The organism is Streptomyces niveiscabiei (genome assembly GCF_033794345.1).
GTDB lineage: Bacteria > Actinomycetota > Actinomycetes > Streptomycetales > Streptomycetaceae > Streptomyces > Streptomyces niveiscabiei.
In genome coordinates, this window is the sequence record NZ_JARAYJ010000048.1 from 1 (window position 1) to 14,593 (window position 14,593).

11 protein-coding genes are annotated in these 14,593 nt (G+C 73.8%); 9 read left to right on the plus strand and 2 right to left on the minus strand.

Annotation, left to right across the window (positions count from 1 at the left end):
* Window positions 1–434: 434 nt before the first annotated feature.
* The 5 genes from PV682_RS38880 to rsgA all read left to right on the plus strand — a co-directional run bounded on the left by PV682_RS38880 (window position 435) and on the right by rsgA (window position 3,909).
* On the plus strand, window positions 435–1,004 hold the full coding sequence (locus PV682_RS38880) for a histidine kinase dimerization/phosphoacceptor domain-containing protein (protein WP_319736904.1): 570 nt from the start codon (window positions 435–437) through the stop codon (window positions 1,002–1,004).
* A complete protein-coding gene (locus tag PV682_RS38885) occupies window positions 1,001–1,330 on the plus strand; it encodes a sensor histidine kinase (RefSeq protein ID WP_319736905.1) in 330 nt (109 codons plus the stop codon). The genes PV682_RS38880 and PV682_RS38885 overlap by 4 nt, the downstream gene beginning before the upstream one ends.
* Window positions 1,327–1,980: a response regulator transcription factor gene (locus PV682_RS38890; RefSeq protein WP_319736906.1), complete on the plus strand. Its 654-nt coding sequence runs from the start codon at window positions 1,327–1,329 to the stop codon at window positions 1,978–1,980. The genes PV682_RS38885 and PV682_RS38890 overlap by 4 nt, the downstream gene beginning before the upstream one ends.
* 97 nt (window positions 1,981–2,077) lie before the next feature.
* A complete protein-coding gene (locus PV682_RS38895) occupies window positions 2,078–2,683 on the plus strand; it encodes a dihydrofolate reductase family protein (RefSeq protein ID WP_319736907.1) in 606 nt (201 codons plus the stop codon).
* A gap of 131 nt (window positions 2,684–2,814) precedes the next feature.
* Window positions 2,815–3,909 carry a ribosome small subunit-dependent GTPase A gene (gene rsgA / locus PV682_RS38900; protein ID WP_319736908.1) on the plus strand — a complete coding sequence of 365 codons (1,095 nt, stop codon included), beginning with the start codon at window positions 2,815–2,817 and terminating at the stop codon, window positions 3,907–3,909.
* A 26-nt stretch (window positions 3,910–3,935) separates the two neighbouring features.
* Here the strand turns inward: rsgA and PV682_RS38905 are convergent, their stop codons facing one another.
* A complete protein-coding gene (locus tag PV682_RS38905) occupies window positions 3,936–4,589 on the minus strand; it encodes a histidine phosphatase family protein (protein WP_319736911.1) in 654 nt (217 codons plus the stop codon).
* Between the two features lie 33 nt (window positions 4,590–4,622).
* Complete coding sequence (locus tag PV682_RS38910; RefSeq protein WP_319736913.1) at window positions 4,623–5,375, minus strand: SDR family NAD(P)-dependent oxidoreductase; 753 nt, start codon at window positions 5,373–5,375, stop codon at window positions 4,623–4,625.
* Window positions 5,376–5,551: 176 nt separating this feature from the next.
* On the opposite strand from PV682_RS38910, the gene PV682_RS38915 reads away from it, so the two are divergent.
* From PV682_RS38915 to PV682_RS38930, 4 genes are read left to right on the plus strand one after another with little or no spacing between them, the layout of a single operon-like run.
* Window positions 5,552–6,868: an aspartate aminotransferase family protein gene (locus tag PV682_RS38915; RefSeq protein WP_319736915.1), complete on the plus strand. Its 1,317-nt coding sequence runs from the start codon at window positions 5,552–5,554 to the stop codon at window positions 6,866–6,868.
* Window positions 6,865–8,298, plus strand: coding sequence for a class I adenylate-forming enzyme family protein (locus PV682_RS38920; protein WP_319736917.1), 1,434 nt, complete (start codon window positions 6,865–6,867; stop codon window positions 8,296–8,298). The genes PV682_RS38915 and PV682_RS38920 overlap by 4 nt, the downstream gene beginning before the upstream one ends.
* A gap of 12 nt (window positions 8,299–8,310) precedes the next feature.
* Window positions 8,311–9,363, plus strand: coding sequence for a ketoacyl-ACP synthase III family protein (locus PV682_RS38925; RefSeq protein ID WP_319736920.1), 1,053 nt, complete (start codon window positions 8,311–8,313; stop codon window positions 9,361–9,363).
* Window positions 9,360–14,591 carry a type I polyketide synthase gene (locus tag PV682_RS38930; RefSeq protein ID WP_319736922.1) on the plus strand — a complete coding sequence of 1,744 codons (5,232 nt, stop codon included), beginning with the start codon at window positions 9,360–9,362 and terminating at the stop codon, window positions 14,589–14,591. The genes PV682_RS38925 and PV682_RS38930 overlap by 4 nt, the downstream gene beginning before the upstream one ends.
* Window positions 14,592–14,593: the final 2 nt, after the last annotated feature.

Sequence of the window (14,593 nt, forward strand, 5' to 3'; positions counted from 1 at the left end):
TGAACGGGGCTATCCAGGACGGCTCCGACGCCGTGATCACACCAGCCACACCAAGATCATCCCACCCGTGACCAGCAGTTACGGGACAAGCCTTAGCCTGACGGGAATGCTGCCCGCCGGGAATTCCCTCTCCCTTTTACGGGGAAGCGGAGAAAGGGCCGGAGTCCCGATGACCAGCACACCGACCGACCCGCCCGCCGAGGCCCTCCCCGGCCCGTCGGACGCTCCCCGTCCTCACCGTGCGACGGTCGCCACGCTGATCACCGTGGCGGCGGGACTCGACCTCGGTGACCTCCACCGGTTCGGGTTCACGACGCGCTGGCTGAGCGTCATCGTCGTCGCCGGAGTCACGCTGGGGATGTCCCTCGCGTGGCACCGCCCGGTGACTGGGGTACCTGGTCTCGTGGGCGGCCGTCGTCCCCTTCCCCGGTACGGTGCTGCTGCCGGCCATGGCGCAGGCCGCGCTGTGGGTGGTGGTGTTCGGGCAGGTCGCGGAGGGCACCCGTCGGATACGGCTCGCCGGCATCTCTGTACTCGGTGGCTGTATCGCTCTGGAGGGGTTGCGGAACCTCCAGATGATCGGCAGGAGCAACGTGCCGACGGCGATGCTCCCGTACAACACGGTGACCTCGACGTTCGTCCCGCTCGTCCTGTGCGCCGACGCCGTACGCGGCCGGATCCGGCTGGCCGTGGCACAGGCCGAGCAGGCCGAGCGGCTGCGTGAACTGCACGCGCGGTCCGCGGCGCACGACGAACGGCTGAGCCTCGCGCGGGAGTTGCACGACGTCGTCACGAACCGGCTGAGCGCGGTGGCGATGCGGATCACCGCGGCCGGCCATGTCCGCAGGCCCCCCGCGACACCCGAGGGCAGGGTCCTGGACGAGATCGACAGCGCGCTCGGCGAGCTGCGCGGCATGCTGGGGACCTTGCGTGGTGAGGGAGGTCCCGGGGACCCTTCGGCGCCACCCTCGCCGGCTTCGCGCGTCCGGCGGGTGCCGAGGTGACGGTCGTCGTCGAGGGGACCCCGGCGCCACTGCCCGGCTCGCTGGACCTCACGGCGTACCGCATCGTCCAGGAGGCCCTCGCGAACGTGAGCCGTCATGCCCGTCCGCCGCGCGCGACCGTCACGGTCGGCTCCCGGCCGGACGGCGTGTACCTGCCTGTCGACGACCGGGGCACGCGGGCTGCGCCGGGGGCTTCGCCGGGCCATGGAATCATCGGGATGCGCGAACGGGCGGCGCTGCGCGGCGGGCGGGCCACCGCGGGTGCCCGTCCGGAGGGCGGCTGGACCGTCGAGGCGACACTGCCCCTGCCAGAGAGGACGACATGACCGTCTCCATACTCCTCGCCGACGACCAGGACATGGTCCGCACCAGCATGCGCATCATGATCGACGTCGAACCCGATCTGGAGGTGATCGGCGAGGCCTCCGACGGACATCTCGCCGTCGAGCTGGCCGAGCGGCTGCGCCCGGACGTCGTCGTCATGGACATCCAGATGCCGCACATGAACGGTGTGGAGGCGACCCGCCGGATCATGGACCGCCCTTCGCCTCCGACGGTCCTCGCGCTGACGACGTTCGACCTCGACGACTACCTCTTCGGCGTCCTGCGCGCGGGTGCCGCCGGTTTCGTCCTCAAGCACGATCCGGCTGCCACGCTCCTGGAGGGCATCCGCGCGGTCGCCCGGGGCGAGGGTTTCGTCTCGCCGGGTCCCACCCGCAGGCTGATCACCCGGGTCGCGGGCGACGACTCCGGTTCGGTACGGCTGCCCGACGGCCTCACTCCCCGGGAGCGGGATGTGCTCACGCTCCTGGGGCAGGCCATGAGCAACACGGAGATCGCCCGGAAGCTGCACATCGAGGAGAGCACGGTCAAGACGCACGTCCAGAGCGTGCTGACCAAGCTCAAGGTCCGTACCCGTGTCCAGGCCGCGCTGGTCGCCAGCCGGGCCGGGCTGGTCGCCGACCCTTCCCGGTGACCGGTGACCGGTGACCGGTGACCTCTTCGGCGTGGCCGATGAGTTTGCGGCTCCCGGGCGGTCCAAGCTCGTGACACCGCCAGGAAAGGACACCGCCATGTCGGAGCTTCTCGTCGACTTCATCACCTCCCTCGACGGCTACGCGTCGGGAGAGGGCTGGCCCGGGTTCTGGGGCCTGGAGGGCCCGGAGTACCTCGCGTGGCTCGGGGAGCAGCCGGAGGCCACCTATCTGATGGGCGCGAACACCTACCGCCTGATGTCGGGCTTCGCCGCCGGCGAACTCCCCAGTGGCCTGGACGAGTTCAGGCCCGAGGAAGAGGCGTCCGTGGACGAGCTCACGCAGGCGTCCAAGGTGGTGTTCTCCTCCTCGCTCGAAGAACCCCTCACGTGGCCCAACTGCACGCTCGTCCGCGACAACGCCGTCGAGGCGGTCCGCGCCCTGAAGGCGGACGGCCCCGGGCTCCTCAGCACGATCGGCAGCCTCAGCCTGTGCCGGTCCCTGCTGCGCGCCGGACTCGTCGACCGCTTCCGGGTCGTGATGTTCCCGGTGATCACCGGGGCCACGGGCGAGGAACGCATCTACGACGGCTATCCGGACGTCGCCCTGGACATGACCGATCACCGCACCTTCGACGGCCGCATCCAGCTGGTCGAGTACAAGCCCCGCGTCCTCGGCCACCCCCCGCTCGGCACCCCCGCGTGACACCACCGCGGCAAGCCGTGCGGCAGCCCTCCGGGTGCCCGGCGTGCGGGCCGTAGACTTGCGGGTCCGAGCTGCCGGCGTGGGCGTCCTGCGCCGGTTCCACCGCCTCACACCCCTCTGGAGGGGCCGGCTTGACCGCATCCACCTCCCACCCGCTCCGCCGGTACGGCTGGGACGACGCGTGGGCCGCCGAGTTCGCGCCGTACGAGGCCGACGGGCTTCGGCCCGCCCGTGTGGTGCGGGTCGACCGCGGGAGCTGCGAGACCGTCACCGCCGCCGAGGACGGGCGGGTGTCGACGGTCCGGGCGGGCGTGGGGCCCGTGGCCTCGGCCGATCCCCTGCTCGCCCCCTGTACCGGGGACTGGGTGGCGCTCGACGCGGACCAGGGGGTCGTGCGGGTGCTGCTGCCGCGGCGTACGGCGTTCGTCCGTGCCGTGTCCTCGCAGCGGTCCGACGGTCAGGTCCTGGCCGCCAACGTCGATCAGGTGCTCATCGCCGTCTCGCTCGCCGAGGAGCTGGACCTCGGGCGGGTCGAGCGTTTCCTCGCCCTGGCGTGGGAGAGCGGCGGGCAGCCGGTGGTCGTCCTCACGAAGGCCGATCTGGTTCCCGACCCGGTGACGCTGTCGTATCTCGTCGAGGACACGGAGCGGGCGGCACCGGGGGCGCGCGTGCTGTCCGTCAGCGCGGACACGGGGCAGGGCATGGACGCCCTCGCGGCCCTCGTCGACGGCACCGCGGTGCTCCTCGGCCGGTCCGGTGCCGGCAAGTCCACTCTCGCCAACGCGCTCACGGGAACCGGTGCGCAGCGGGTCGACGCCACGCGTGACAGCGACGGCAAGGGGCGGCACACGACGACGACCCGCGATCTGCTGCCGTTGCCGGGCGGCGGTGTCCTGATCGACACGCCGGGGCTGCGCGGGGTGGGGCTGTGGGAGGCCGACCACGGTGTCGCCCAGGCCTTCACCGACGTGGAGTCCCTCGCCCGGGGCTGCCGTTTCCCGGACTGCTCGCACGGTGAGGAGCCGGGGTGCGCGGTGCTCGCGGCGGTCGAGGAGGGCGAGTTGTCGGTGCGGCGGCTGGAGAACTACTACAAGCTGCTGCGCGAGAACGAGCGGATCGCCGCCCGGAGCGACGCGCGGCTGAACGCGGAGCTCCTGCGCAGCTGGAAGCGGAAGAAGGCCCTGGGCCGCCACATGATGGAGCGCAAGCGCGGCCCGCAGGGGTGAGTCCGGCCCGGGCGGACCGGCCGGCGTCAGGCGGCCGTGTCGAGGTGGCGCGCGTCGTCGAACCGGAGCAGGCGCCACCCCGAGCCGTCGTGGACGAATTCGTTGATGGAGGTCGCGGCGGGGGTCGCGTCGGTGAACAGCACGGGCGGGACGACGTCGAGCAGCGCGGACATGACCGCGACGATGAACCCGGCGTGGCACACCACGAGGACGGTTGTGCCCCGGTGGCGGGAGACCAGGCCCTCGACGACCCGGCCGGCTCTGCCGCGGAACCGGTTCCAGGTCTCGCCGCCGGGGGCGAAGGGCCGGTCGGGGTGGGCGGTCATGTCGAACGCCCCGTGCACGCGCTGGTATTCGTCGATGGAGAGACCGTCGGCCACCCCGAAGTCGAGTTCCCTGGCCTGCGTCTCGACGACCGGTTCCGCGAACTCCAGGCCGCCCGCCAGGATCTCGGCGGTCTCGCGGGCTCTGCTCACCGGGCTGGTCAGCAGCGCGTGCGGGCGCGCCGGTTCGGCCGCCAGCCGTGCCGAGAGCCGGGCGGCCTGTTCCCGGCCGCGCTCGGTGAGACCTGCGCAGCTGCGGGCCCCGGCGATCAGCTTCTTCACGCTGGCGTGCGACTGGGCGTGCCGCACCAGCAGTACGCGGGTGGTGGAGGGGTGTTCGTGCGCTGTGCGCGTCATGCCTGGTTCCTCGGATCGGTCTGCGCGGGCAGGTCAGTGGAGATCCCAGCCGCCGTCGACGGTCAGACTCTGGCCCGTGATGAAACCGGCTCCGGGAGAAGTGAGAAATGCTACGGCCTCGGCCACGTCGTCAGGGTGTCCGTGCCGTTTGATGCATTGCCGGTCGAATTCCCGTTGCCTCCATGAGGGGTAATCCGGGTGGGACCGTTGTTCGGTACTCAGTTCGATCGGCCCCGGTCTGACGGAATTCACGGTAATACCGTGCGGGCCGAGTTCGCGGGCTACGGCGCGCACGAATGCCTCCAGGCCTCCTTTCGCCGCGATGTACGGGGCGAGTTCCACGCGTCCGATCCGGGTGAGGACCGTGGAGACGGCCACGATCCGGCCGGATCCGCGCGCCACCAGATGGGGTGTGGCGGCGCGGACGCAGGCGATGTGCGCCAGGAGATTGACGTCGACGGCCGAGCGCACGGCGTCCCATGTGGTGTCCTGCCAGGGGGTGTACGTGTACGCGCCGGCGTTGCAGACGAGGACGTCGAGCCGTGGCCCGCAGGCGTCCATGGCCTGTCGGAGGCGGTCCACGGTCTCTTCGCGCGTGAGGTCCCCGGCCACGGTGGCGACGACGTCAGCGCCGGCCGCCGCCGCCTGGCCTGCGGTGTCGGCGAGCCCGGGGTCCCGGGTCAGGTGGGTGAGCACCAGGTCGTGGGTGGCGGCCAGCCGTAGGGCGATGGCGGCTCCGAGGCCCGAACCCGCCCCCGTGACCACGGCGACGTCCCGAGACGACATCACATTCCCCTTCCGCGACGCCCGTTGATCAGCTTGTCCGATAGTGCCACCCAAGACAGGCCGATCACCCCCGCGATCCGGCCATTTAGGGAACGACCGCTATCGGCCCCGAAATCCCTGCGGCATTCTGTGATGCTGGATCAGGCCGACGAAGCTGGAGGATTTCAGTGGGTGCCATGGACGCCAAACGTCGGACGAACGCTGATTGTCTGGAGGACATCAAAGAGGTCATCGCCGGCGGTGTCAGCAGCAGCATGCGTGCGGCGGCCGTCCCCGTGCCCCTGGTCGTGCGGCGTGCCGAAGGCTGTCTGATCCGCGATGTCGAGGACGGCGAGATCGTCGACTTCAACATGGGCTACGGCCCGAATCTCTTCGGGTACGCCGACCGCGACGTGGCCGAGGCCCTGGCCGACCAGTTCACCCAGGGCCATATGACCGGCCTGCCGCACGCCCTGGACGCCGAGGCCGGCGCCCTGGTGGCGGAGCTGGTGCCGGGCGTGGAGCAGGTCAGGTTCGCCAACTCGGGCACCGAGGCGGTCACGTCCGCGCTGCGGCTGGCGCGCGCCACGACGGGCCGCTCCCTGGTGGTCACCTTCGAGGGCCACTACCACGGCTGGAGCGAGACCGTCCTGCGCGCGGGCAAGACCACGCTCCAGATCCAGGGGACCCGGCCGACGGACGTCGTGCCCGGCGCGCCCGGCATGATCCCGGAGGCCCTCGCGCACACCGCGCAGCTGCCGTGGAACGACGCCGAGGCCGTCGAGGAGCTCTTCGCGCGCGACGGCGACCGGATCGCGGCCGTCGTCCTGGAGCCGGTCCTGGTCAACGCCGGGGTGATCCCCCCGTTACCCGGTTTCCTCCAGCTGCTGCGCGACCTGACCGCGCGCAGCGGGGCGATGCTCGTCTTCGACGAGGTGATCACCGGTTTCCGGGTCGCCCGGGGCGGGGCGCAGGAGCTGTACGGCGTCGAGCCCGACCTCACGGTCCTGTCCAAGGTGATGGGCGGGGGGTTCCCGGTCGCGGCCTTCGGCGGGCGGAGGTCCGCGATGCGGATGCTCGCCACGAACGAGGCGCACCACGCGGGCGTCTACGCCGGGAACCACGCGGCGCTGCGCGCGGTCGTCACCGTACTGGCCAAGATCCGTGCGCTGCCCGGCCTGTACGAGGAGCTGGAGGCCATCGGCGCCGGTGCGGAGGAGGCTCTGCGCGAGGTGTTCGCGGTGGAGAAGCGGCCCGTGCACATCAGCCGGGTCGGCTCCCTGATGTCGGTGGCCCTGCTCAGGAAGCCGCTGGAGAGGGGCGACAACCTGCGTGATCTCGCCGAGGCCGTCGACTTCTCCCGGCACCGCCGCTTCCAGGCCCTCGCCCAGCGGGAGGGCGTCTACTTCCACCCGAACGCGCTGGAGCCGTGGTTCCTGAGCACCGCGCACACCGGGGACGTCATCGACAAGGCGGTGGGGGCGCTGCGGCTCGCGCTCACCGATCTCGGATGACCGGCGCGCGGGCAAAGCTCCTCTCCCTGCTGCACGCCCGGGCCGCCCGTGCCGGGGACGCGCCGCTGATCGGCGACGACTCCGGGAGCATCGGTGCGGCGCGGCTGGCCGAACTCGTCGACGCCCGGGCCCGTGCGCTGCGCGGGGCCGGTGTCGGGCCGGGCACGCTGGTGGGAACCGTCGCCTGGCCCGCGGCCGAGTTCACCGCCGACGTGTTCGCGGTCATCTCCACCGGCGCGGTCGTGGTGCCGCTCTCGCGTCGGCTGACGCCGTGGGAGCTCGAGCGGATCCAGGAACGCTGTCCGCTCGACTTCCTCATCGCCCCGCCCGCCTCGCCGGCCTTCCCGGTCACGGCCGCGCACTGGGGGGAGCGGACCTTGAGCGTCGGCCGGGAGGGTGCCCCCCGGCCCGCCTTCGCGGACGCGGCCACCGCCCAGATCACGTCGGGCACCACCGGCTACCCCCGGGTCGCGCTGCGCTCGGCCGCCGCCCTGCTGGCCGAGGCCGAGCACTACCGTACGGCGCTGGGTCTTGGGCCCGGCAGCCGGCTGCTGTGCCCGGTGCCCCTCCAGCACGCGTACGGCTTCGGCCTGTGCGCCGTCGCGGCTCCCCTGGCGGGCGCACCCGTCCGCTGTACGGTGCCGGACAAGCCGCGCCTGCTGCTGCGTGAACTCGCCGCCGGGGACGTGACGTTGTTCGTCGGGGTGCCCCCGATGCTGCGGCTGCTCGCGAAGGCGGCCCGCACCCGCCCGTACGACGGGCCGGCGATCGGGTTCCTCTCCGCGGGCATGGCGCTGGACGCGCACACCGCCGACCTGGTCGCGACCCGGCTCGGCGGGCATGTCGGCCAGGTCTACGGCACCACGGAGACCGGCCCGATCTGTGTGAGCCGCCCGGCCCGGTGGCAGCCCGGCGTCCGCGGGCCCGGCCCTGTCCTGCCCGGTGTGCGCGTCGAACTGTCCCCGGTCCCGGGGGACGGCGCGGGCGACCCGGTGACGGGGCTGGTGACCGTCAGGTCGCCGTCGATGATGCTCGGGTACGCCGAGGGGGATGCCGTCGACGCGGCCGTGCTGCGGGACGGGTTCACCACCGGCGACCTGGCCCGCTGGGAGGGACCGGACCTCGTGCTGGCCGGGCGCCTGTCCACCAGCATCAACGTCGCGGGCGCCAAGGTCAGCCCCGAGGAGATCGAAGCCGTCCTGCTCGCGTTCCCGGATGTCGCCACCTGCCTGGTGGCCGGGGTGGACGATCCTGTCCTCGGGCAGCGCATCAGCGCGACGGTGACGCCGGACACGGTCGACCTGGACAAGCTGGAGCGCTTCTGCCGGGAGCGGCTGTCGCCCTCCTGGGTCCCCCACGCCTTCGCCTCCAGGGCGGAACTGCCGACCACCGAGACCGGGAAGGTCATCAGGCCCCGGACCGGTCAGTGAGGACATGTGAGAGTGAGAACAGAGAACATCTTCCTGGCAGGGACCGGGGCGTTCGTGCCGCCCAGGGTGAGCGTGGCGGAAGCGGTGCGGCGCGGGGCGTACGACCGGGAGCGGATGGAGTCCTGCGGGTGGCGCAACATCGCCGTGGCCGACGGCGTCTCCGCGCCGGACATGGCGGTGGCGGCCGTCCGGCAGGCGGTGGACCGCTCGGGCCTCGGCCCTGAGGACATCGACCTGCTCGTCCACTCCTGTGCCTACCACCAGGGCCCCGACGGCTGGTCGGCGCCGCACTACATCCTGCGCTCCACCCTCGGCTCGCCCGTCCCGGCGCTGACGGTGGAGCAGGGGTGCAACGCGTTCCTCGCCGCCGTGGAGATGGCCACCCAGTACCTGCTGTGCTCGCCGTCCCGCTCCGGCGCCGTGGTGAGCAGCGCGGACAACTTCGGCGCCCCGTCGGTGGACCGGTGGTACGCCCACCGTGACGCGGTGCTCGCCGACGCGGCCACGGCGGTCGTCCTGTCGAAGCAGTCCGGGTGGGCGGCGCTGCGCTCCGTCGAGTCGGTGTCGCTGCCGCAGTACGAGATCCTCAACCGCGGGCACGAGCCTATCTTCCCTCCGGCGGTCACCGCCGGCCGGGCGCTCGACATGAACGAGCACCTGGAGGCGATGGTCGAGGAACTGGGCCCGAAGGCGTCCGAGATCGGCCAGGAGTACGGCGCGAGCGGCGCCAAGCTGGTCGAGCAGGTGACGGGCGAGGCGGGGATCACCGTCGCGGACCTGTCGAAGGTGCTCCATCTCGGGGCGGGCACCACGGACTTCCTCGACAGCCACCTGCGGCCGATGGGTCTGGACGCGTCGCTGGGCGCGGTCGACTTCTTCCGCGACCTCGGCCACGCGGGCGCCGCCGACGTCGGACTCCAGCTCAACCACCTCGTCGAGGACGGACAGCTGAACGCCGGTGACCACCTCCTGCTGCTGAGCGCCGGACCCGGACTCATGATCACCGCGGCCGTGGTCACGGTCCTGGAACCTCCCGCCTGGCGCGCCGAGGGGAGCCTCGTGTGACGCGGGGGCGAGGTGACGGGGAGACCGTCGCGGTCGTCGGGCTGAGCTGCCGGTTCCCCGGTGACGCCGACTCCCCCGACGCGTTCTGGGACCTCCTGGTCCAGGGCCGGGACGGCATCGGTGACGGGGCGGAGCGCTGGGCCCCGTACGCGGACACCGGGCCCGGGCACGCGGCGGTCGTGCGGGAGACCCCGACCCGGGGCGGCTTCCTCGCCGACATCGCCGGTTTCGACGCGGAGTTCTTCGGGATCGCGCCGCGCGAGGCCGAGCTGATGGACCCTCAGCAGCGGCTGCTGCTGGAGCTGGCGTGGGAGGCGCTGGAGCACGCGGGGATCCCGCCTCTGGGCCTGGGCGGCACGGACTGCGGGGTCTTCGTGGGCGTCGGTTCGGACGACTACGGGCGCCGGCTGCTTGAGGACCTCGCCCGGATCGAGCCCTGGACCGGTATCGGCGCGGCCCTGTGCGCGACGGCCAACCGGATCTCCCACAGCCTCGACCTGCGTGGGCCCAGCCTCGCCGTGGACACCGCGTGCTCCGCGTCGCTGGTCGGGGTCCACCTGGCGTGCCGGAGCCTGCTCGCCGGGGAGTCCGACGTGGCGCTGGCCGCGGGCGTGAACCTCATGGTGGCGCCCGGCCTCTCGGTCACCTTGGCCCGTGCGGGCGCGACCTCGCCGGACGGCCACAGCAAACCGTTCGACGCCTCGGCGGACGGCTACGGCCGGGGCGAGGGGGCGGGCGTCCTCGTCCTGAAGCGCCTCGCGGACGCCGAGCGGGCGGGCGACCGGGTCCTGGCGGTGATCCGGGGCAGCGGGGTGAGCCAGGACGGCCGGACCGCCGGCATCATGGCGCCCAACGGCGAGGCGCAGGCCGACCTGCTGCGCAGGACGTACGCGCAGTGCGGCATCGCCCCGCGGAGCGTCGACTACGTCGAGGCCCACGGCACCGGAACCGTCGCGGGCGACCCGCTGGAGGCCGGCGCGCTCGCCGCGGTCTTCGGCGCGGACCGGCCGGCGGACAGCCCGTGCCTCATCGGCTCGGTGAAGGGCAACATCGGGCATCTGGAGGCCGGTTCGGGGATCGCCGGGATGATCAAGACGATCCTCGCGCTCGTCCATGAGGAGATCCCGCCCAGCGTGCACTTCTCCAGCCCCAACCCGCGCATTCCCTGGGAGCGGGCACGGCTGCGGGTGGCGCGGGAGCGCATCCCGTGGCGCCGCGGGGAGCGGCCCCGCCGGGCGGGTGTCTCCAGCTTCGGCTACGGCGGCACGATCGCCCACGTCGTCCTGGAGGAGGCACCCTCGGCGGTGCTGGAGAGTGCGTCGGCGGCCTCGCAGGAGCCGTCGACCGTCCCGGCGTCGCCCCTCCTGTTCCCGCTCTCCGGCCGGTCCGAAGCGGCTCTCCGGGAGGACGCCGCCCGGCTCGCCGACTGGCTGGACGGGCCGGGCGCGGGCGTCGCGCTCGCCTCTGTCGCGCGGCACCTGGGAACCCGGCGCAGTCACCTGGAGCGCCGGGTCGCCGTCGTCGCCGCCGGCCGCGCGGAGCTGACGGGCGGGCTGCGCCGCTTCGCCGCCGGTGACCCGGCGCCCGGCCTCGCCGAGACGACGGTGACGGACGAGGGCCTGGAGAACGTGGTGTGGGTCTTCTCCGGGACCGGCGCCCAGTGGCCGGGCATGGGCCGTGAACTGCTGGCCACGGACGCCGTGTTCGCCGAGGTGATCGACCGGATCGGGCCGGTCTTCGCCGAGGAGTTCGGCACGACGGCCCGGGAGCTGATCGAGGTCGGCGACGTCACCCGCGTGGACGTGGCCCAGACGATGATCTACGCGGTGCAGATGGGCCTGGTCGCCGTCTGGCGCTCGCTCGGGGTCCGGCCCGCGGCCGTCGTCGGCCACTCCATGGGGGAGATCGCCGCCGCCGCGACGGCGGGCGTCCTGTCGCTGGAGGACGGCGCCCGTCTGGTGTGCCGGCGCAGTGTGCTGCTGCGGCGGGTGGCCGGCGCGGGCGGCATGCTGATGATCGGCCTGCCCGCCGACGAGGCCGAGGCGCGGCTCGCCGGCACCGACGGCGTGGTGCCCGCGGTCCTCGCCTCGCCCGGCACGACCGTGGTGGCCGGCGCGGTGGCGGAGATCGAGGCCCTCGCCCGGTCGCTGACCGCGGACCCGTCGCTGCTGGTGCGCCGCGTCGACAGTGACGTGGCCTTCCACAGCCCGCAGATGGAGCCCCTGATGAAGGAGCTCGCCGAGGCCGCGGCCGACCTCGCCGTGCACGCCCCCCGTATCCCCGTCTACAGCACCGCGCTGGACGACCCGCGCGACCCGGCCGTCCGGGACGGCGCCTACTGGGCGGCCAACCTGCGCAGCCCGGTACGGCTGTCGGGTGCCGTGGCGGCGGCGGCCGAGGACGGGTTCCGTACGTTCCTGGAGGTGTCGGCCCATCCGGTAGTCCGGCATTCCGTGCAGGAGACGCTGGACACGGTCGGGGCCGACCGGCACTGTCTCGCCGCGTCCCTGCGCCGCGACGCCGGGGAGCGGGAGCACCTGCTGCTGAACGCGGGGCTGCTGTACTGCCACGGCGTCCCGCTCGAGTGGCCCGCCGCGCCGGGTGCCCGGCCCCTGTCGCTGCCGGTGCGCAGTTGGCGGCGCCAGCGGTTCTGGCGCGACCTGCCGGTCCACCGGGCCGACCGGGGCCGGCACGATCCGGCGAGCCGTACCCTGCTGGGGCCGCGTGCCACGCTGGCCGGGACGACGCCGCTGGACCTCTGGCGGACCCGCGTCGACCTGGAGTCCCGGCCGTATCCGGGCAGCCACACCATCCACGGCGCGGAGATCGTCCCGGCGGCCGTCGTCCTCCAGACCTTCCTGGCCGCGACCGGGGAGAGCGGGGGAACGGGCGGGCTCTCCGGTGTGTCGTTCGATGTGCCGCTGGCCCTGTCCACGGCCCAGGACGTCGACGTGATCGCGCAGGACGGCGTGATCCGCCTGCTGTCGCGGCCCGCCGACCCGCAGGAGCCCGGTCCCGGCGAACCGGACGAGGGGCCGGCGCTGACCCACGCGGTGGCGTCCGTCTCCGGCGACGCCGCGCCGCCACCCCTGCGGCCTGCCGCGACCGCCCCGGGGACAGCGCTCCCCACCGACCGGATCACCACCGCCCTCGCCTCGGTCGGCGTGCCCAGCATGGCCTTCCCCTGGCGCGTGGAGCGTCTGGAGCAGCTCCCCGAAGGGCTGCGCGCGGACATCGCCGTGGCCGGTGAACCGGCGTCCTGGGCCCCGCTGTTCGACGCCGCGCTGTCCATGGCGGCCGTCGCCTTCCCCGGCCCCGCCGTGCTGCGGGTGGTGGCCGGCGTCGGCCGCGTGTGGACCACGGGCGAGCCCCCGCCCCGCGCCCGCCTCGATGCGTACGTCGACGGCGCGGGCTCGGTGGACGTACGGATCACGGCGGCCGGCGGGCGGACCGTGGCCGTGCTGGCCGGGGTCCGGTACGCGGGCGGCGAGACCGAAGCACAGCCCGCCCAGCCCGGGGAGCTGCTGTTCCGGACGGACTGGCGGCCCCTCCCCCTCGACGGCTCCGCCGCCCTCCGCCCGGACCGGTCCCTGGTGCTGGTCGGCGCGGACGGGGAGCTGACGGCGGCGCTGCGGGCCACGGCCGCCGAGCACGGTGTCCCGTGCCGGACGGCGGAGTCCCCGGACGCTCTCGACGGCCTGCGCGGGCAGGTCGCCGGCCTGGTGGACGTGCTCCTGCTGCCCCTCGCGGACCCGGCCGGGGAGGGCGAGGCCGCGGACCGTGCCGTGCGCGAGGCGTGGCGGCTCGCGTCGGCGGCGCGGCGGCTGGGCACGTGGCCGCCCGGTACGGCGCGGCTGTGGTCGCTGACCTGCGGTGTCCGCGAGGCGGACCGGCTGGAGTCGGTGGCGCAGGCGGCCCGGTGGGGTCTCGGCCGGGTCGTCGGCGGCGAGCACCCCGAACTGTGGGGCGGCACGCTCGACCTCGGCGCGCAGCCCACCCGGGACGACCTGGCCGCCGCGCTGCGCGTGGTCGCGGCGAACCCGGGCGAGGACGTCGTCGCCGTCCGTGCGGGCGGGGCCTGGGCGAACCGGCTGGTCCGGTCCGTGGACGCGGATCCAGGGCGTGCGCCGTTGCGGTGCCGGCCGGACGGCACGTATCTCATCACGGGCGGGCTGGGCAGCCTGGGCCGGGAGATCGCCCGGTGGCTGGTGGAGCGGGGGGCGCGCCGCCTCGTGCTCGCCGGGCGCGGCGGTCTGCCGCCCCGGTCCCAGTGGGACACCGTCACCGACGGGGTCCAGGCGCGCCGCGTCGCGACCGTCCGCGGGCTCGAAGCCCTCGGGGCGAGCGTCCGAGTGGTGTCCCTGGACCTGTCCGACGCCGAGGCGGCGGCAGCCGCCCTGACCCCGGACGCGCTGGGCATGCCGCCGATCCGCGGGGTGGTGCACGCGGCCGGCGTGCTCCACGACCAGCTGGTCGACCGGCTCGACGCCGACGCGCTGGCGGCGGTGCTGCGGCCGAAGGCGGGCGGCGCCCTGACCCTGCACCGGCTGTTCCCGCCGGGGAGCCTGGACTTCCTCGTCCACTTCTCGTCGTGCGGGCAGTACCTGGGCCTCACCGGCCAGGCCGCCTACGCGTCGGCCAACGCCTTCCTCGACGCCATGGCCGGGTACGAACACACCCTCGGCGCCGACGGCACCATGAGCCTGGCGTGGACGTCCTGGCGGGGCATGGGCATGGCCGCCAACGCGGCGGTGGACGCCGAGCTCCAGGCGCACGGTGTCGGCGACATCACGGCATCCGAGGCGTTCGCCGCCTGGGACCTCGCCGGGCGGACCGGCGCCGCGTCCCTCGCGGTGCTGCGCACCATGCCGCTGCCGGACGGGGGCCGCCGTACGGGGCTGCTGCGCGACCTCGCCGACGACGCCCCGGCGGCCCGGGAGCAGGCGGTGGACGGGATCCAGCCGTCCGGGGAGTTGTCTGAGGAGGAGTTGCGGGCTCTGCTGCACGAGCAGACGGTGTCCGTCGTCGTCAGCGAGATGAAGCTGGACCCGGCCGACCTCGACCCGGACCGGTCGCTGCTGAAGTCGGGCCTGGACTCCGTGATGGCGATCGTCATCCGGCGCCGCCTGGAACGGCTGCTGGAGCGCAAGCTGCCGGCCAACCTGGTCTGGCACCAGCAGACGGTCACGGCCATCGTGGACTATCTCGTGGCCAGTGCGCGCTCCTGAGG

Bases quoted from the DNA above. Each gene is read 5' to 3' on its own strand.
- PV682_RS38920 (WP_319736917.1), top strand. From the start codon at position 6,865: ATGACCGGCGCGCGGGCAAAGCTCCTCTCCCTGCTGCACGCCCGGGCC.
- PV682_RS38905 (WP_319736911.1), bottom strand. From the start codon at position 4,589: ATGACGCGCACAGCGCACGAACACCCCTCCACCACCCGCGTACTGCTG.
- PV682_RS38915 (WP_319736915.1), top strand. From the start codon at position 5,552: ATGGACGCCAAACGTCGGACGAACGCTGATTGTCTGGAGGACATCAAA.
- PV682_RS38895 (WP_319736907.1), top strand. From the start codon at position 2,078: ATGTCGGAGCTTCTCGTCGACTTCATCACCTCCCTCGACGGCTACGCG.
- PV682_RS38910 (WP_319736913.1), bottom strand. From the start codon at position 5,375: ATGTCGTCTCGGGACGTCGCCGTGGTCACGGGGGCGGGTTCGGGCCTC.
- PV682_RS38890 (WP_319736906.1), top strand. From the start codon at position 1,327: ATGACCGTCTCCATACTCCTCGCCGACGACCAGGACATGGTCCGCACC.